General features: G+C 66.1%; 2 protein-coding genes. Both read left to right on the top strand.

What is annotated here, in order from left to right; genetic code table 11:
* The first annotated feature begins 372 nt into the window (after nt 1-372).
* Entirely contained in the window at nt 373-2613 is a 2241-nt protein-coding gene (locus AC1DCJ_RS20255) for a methyl-accepting chemotaxis protein (protein WP_320487822.1), read from the top strand.
* A gap of 176 nt (nt 2614-2789) precedes the next feature.
* The gene (locus AC1DCJ_RS20250) at nt 2790-3569 is read left to right on the top strand and encodes a flagellar brake protein (RefSeq protein ID WP_447593440.1); all 780 of its coding nucleotides are present in this window, start codon (nt 2790-2792) and stop codon (nt 3567-3569) included.
* Nucleotides 3570-4086 lie beyond the last annotated feature (517 nt).

The raw sequence follows: 4086 nt of genomic DNA, 5'->3' as shown, positions 1-4086 counted from the left end.
TTCCTGGTTGCCGGCCAGCGGCCGGCACTACCGGGTGATTTGTCTCCGGCCGGGCCTGTGCGTTATGCCCCCTTTTTGAAACTGTGATGTTGATCGGTGGCGATACGTTGGCGTACTGAGGCGCCTGCGTGGGCTGCGGATCGAATGCCTTGCGGTTGCTTGCTTGTGCAACCAATGCGGGCTGGCGTGGCCTGACGGCATGCCGCGAAAAAATGTGACATCGAACACTCAAGTTGCGGCGTTGCGTCGCCGCTATTTCGGGAGAGCGTTGACTTCTTCGTCACGCGCCCCTCGCCCCATCCCGCATTCGCCACGACCTCACGCCCAGCGCCCCCACGGCTGCGCGCCACTGCCCTGCCCGGAGTTCCTGCCATGAAGTGGTTCCACAATCTGCCCATCGCCCGCAAGCTGGCCGTGGGCTTTACCCTCACCACCCTGATGACCGTCGTGCTTGGTGTGTTCGCGCTGGTCCGCCTCAATGGCGCCAACGCCGAACTGGGCGCGATGGCCGAGAACAACATCCCCACCCTGCAGCACCTGGGCGAGGCGCGCGCCATCCTGGGCGAATTCCGGACCTACGAACTGGCGCAGGTGAGCATGCTGGACCAGCCCGACAAGGTGGCTGACTACAACAAGCGCATGGATGACTCGGCCAAGCAGGTCCGTGATGAACTGGCCGCCTATGCGGCACTGCCGGCCAATGACCGCGAACGCGCGTTGTATGCCAAGGTCGCCGCCGACACCGACGCCTATTTCCGGGCCAACACCGACCTGCGCGCCGCCGTTGCCGCCGGCGATGCAGCAGGTGCCCGCGATGTCTCCGACAACAAATCGCGCCCGGCCCGCCGCCAGCTGTTCGAAGACCTGAAGGTCCTGGGCGCTTACAGCAACAGCCTGATGACCGCCAAGTTGGCCGATGCCAATGCCACCCACCGCACCAGCGTGATCGCCATCATCAGCTGCATGGTGCTGCTGTCGCTGGTCGCGGCCGCCTTGGCCTTCATGATCTCGCGCATCATCACCCGCCCACTGGGCCAGGCCGTGCACGCCATCAAGTCGGTGGCTCGTGGCGACCTGAGCGTCACCACCCGCGCCACCAGCGCCGACGAGGCCGGGCAGATGCTGGCCGCCACCGGCGAAATGACCAGCATGCTGCGCCGCTATTCCGAGGAAACCCGGCAGATGGCCGCGATGCATGCGGGCCCGGATATCTCGCACCGCATGCCCACCGACTTCCCGGGCGTGTACGGCGAGCTGGCCGTGGGCACCAACACGGTGGTGTTCGACCACCTGGATGCGATCAAGGACGCCATCGCCGTGCTGAACCAGTACGCCGCCGGTGACCTGTCGCCCAATGCCCGCCGCCTGCCCGGCAGCCGCGCGATCCTGCACGAATCGATGGACGCCGCCAAGGCCAGCCTGCTGGCCATCAACACCCAGATCCAGTCGCTGGCCCAGGCCGCCGCAGCCGGTGATTTCACCCAGCGTGGCGATGCGCTGCGCTTCGATCACGATTTCCGGGTGATGATCGAGCACCTCAACACGATGATGGAAGTGGCCGACGGCAACCTGTCGCAGCTGTCGCACCTGCTGCAGTCGATCGCCAACGGCGACCTGACCGCGCGCATGCAGGGCCAGTTCCACGGCGTGTTCGCCAGCATGCGCGACGACGCCAACACCACCGTCGCCCAGCTGACCCAGATCGTGGGCCGCATCCAGCACGCATCGTCCAGCATCAGCACCGCCGCCGGCGAAATCGCCTCGGGCAACAACGACTTGTCGCGCCGTACCGAGCAGCAGGCCGCCAACCTGGAAGAAACCGCCGCCTCGATGGAGGAACTGACCTCCACCGTGCGTCAGAACGCCGAGCACGCCCGCCAGGCCAACCAGCTGGCGATCGGCGCGCACGGCGTGGCCAGCCAGGGCGGCGACGTGGTCGGCCGCGTGGTCAGCACCATGCATGAGATCGACGCCTCCTCGCGCCGCATCGCCGACATCATCACCGTGATCGACGGCATCGCCTTCCAGACCAACATCCTGGCGCTGAATGCGGCGGTGGAAGCGGCGCGTGCGGGCGAACAGGGCCGCGGCTTTGCCGTGGTGGCCTCCGAAGTGCGCACCCTGGCCCAGCGCTCGGCCAGTGCAGCCAAGGAAATCAAGGGCCTGATCGACGAGTCGGTGGGCAAGGTTGCCGAAGGCTCGGCGCTGGTCAACCAGGCCGGCGAGACCATGGGCGAGATCGTGGCGTCGGTGCAGCGCGTGACCGACATCATGGCCGAGATTTCCGCCGCCTCGCAGGAGCAGTCGGCGGGCATCGAGCAGGTCAACCAGACCATCACCCAGATGGACGAAACGACCCAGCAGAACGCCGCGCTGGTGGAAGAAGCCACCGCCGCCGCCCGTTCGATGGAAGAGCAGGCCGGCCACCTGACCGACGCCGTGGCCCTGTTCAAGCTGGACGGCCAGGCGGCCCCGGTGGCGAGCGTGTCGGCGGCGAGCAGCCGTGCCCCGGCCGTTGCGGCACCGCGTGCGCGTGCGGCGGCAGCGCCGGTGCGCCGTGCCGCGGTGCGTGAGCCGGTATTGGCCAACGAAGGCGACTGGCAGGAGTTCTGATCCGCCCTGCCCTGTGATGCGTGTCCACGGCACCCCGCTTCGGCGGGGTGTCGTGCGTTTGGGGCGGCCGAGCGGATCTACACGGATTGGCCCTACATTAATGTGAACCGCTGCCGATAAACGGACAGAGCCCTGGTAAAACCGCCGGCGGCGCCCACTCTATTCAGCACGCATCCATGTCCGAAGGCAGCTTTGAGGCACACGACGACGACCACGCCGCGCACGACGACGGCGCGGACGATCGTTACCTGGTCCGCAATCCCCGGCAGATCCGTCAATTGCTGCAGGCATTGATCGACCAGCGCTCGTTGATCAATGCGCATCTGGGCGGGCGGGACCAGTCGTTCCCGACGGCGATCCTGGAGCTGGACGAAGACGAGGACATGTTGCTGCTCGACGGCAGTCCGTCCGAGCCGGCGAACCGGGCGGCGGAAGAGGCCGGGCATCTGCTGTGCTTCGCGCAGTTGGACAAGGTGATGGTCCGTTTCCGGCTGGACCATCTGGAGCGCGTGGGGAGTACGCACCATGTGGCGTTCCGGGTAGCGTTCCCGAGCGAGCTGGTGCATCTGCAGCGTCGGGAGTTGTACCGTCTGGAGACGCCGATCACGGATTCTCCGCAGTTGCTGTTCCCGATCAACGAGGACCGCAGCGAGGCGTTGAGTCTGCGGGTGGTGGACATCAGTGGCGGCGGGCTGGCGGTGACGGTGCCGGTGGACTGCAATGTGTTCGCGCTGCAGAAGCGGTATGACGCGCGGCTGGACATGCCGGAGGGCGGGCCGCTGCAGATCGCGTTGATCGTGTGCAATCAGTTGGCGGTGAAGCTGCCGAACGGGGTGGAGATGAAGCGTGTGGGGATGCGTTTCGACTCGCTGCCACGCGGGGGCGACAGTGCGATCCAGCGCTACATCTTCCGCATCGACCGCCAGCGCAGCGCCCGCAAGAATGGGGAGAGTTGAGGGGCTGCTTTTTTTGGAGCAACTTCAACTGCAACTTCAACTGCAACTGCGGCGGTTCGGTCTGTTGGAGTGGGTCGGTACGGGTGGGTTGGCGGGACACGCCGTGAATCCATCCTTGGAGGCTCGTGGGCGCCATCCATGGCGCCCAACGGTCCCGCCAACCCACCCGTACCAACCCAACACAGATGGCTTTCGCCGTGTTGAGATCAAGAGCACGCAGCGCCTGAGAGGGTGAGGTGTAGGTGCCGAGCAACGCTCGGCACTACCCCTCCACACCACTGGCGGCTTTATCCAACCGATCACGGAACCTGTGGGGCGGGCGGTGCCAGGCCCTGCCGGGACCGTTGGGCGCCATGGATGGCGCTCACGAGCCTTATCTGATCGGAATCTGGCAGTTTAGGTGTCGAGAGCCGGCGTGGGCCGCCGTGTGAGCCTGGATCTCGACGATCGCCGTGTAGCTTGGCGCCCACGCCGGAATCTCCCTTGATCCGCCCGAACAGTTGCTGGAGCTGTCACT

The organism is Stenotrophomonas sp. 10N36 (assembly GCF_056395005.1).
This window is presented reverse-complemented; position numbering and strand designations above follow the sequence as displayed.

Bases quoted from the DNA above. Each gene is read 5' to 3' on its own strand.
- AC1DCJ_RS20255 (WP_320487822.1), top strand. From the start codon at position 373: ATGAAGTGGTTCCACAATCTGCCCATCGCCCGCAAGCTGGCCGTGGGC.
- AC1DCJ_RS20250 (WP_447593440.1), top strand. From the start codon at position 2,790: ATGTCCGAAGGCAGCTTTGAGGCACACGACGACGACCACGCCGCGCAC.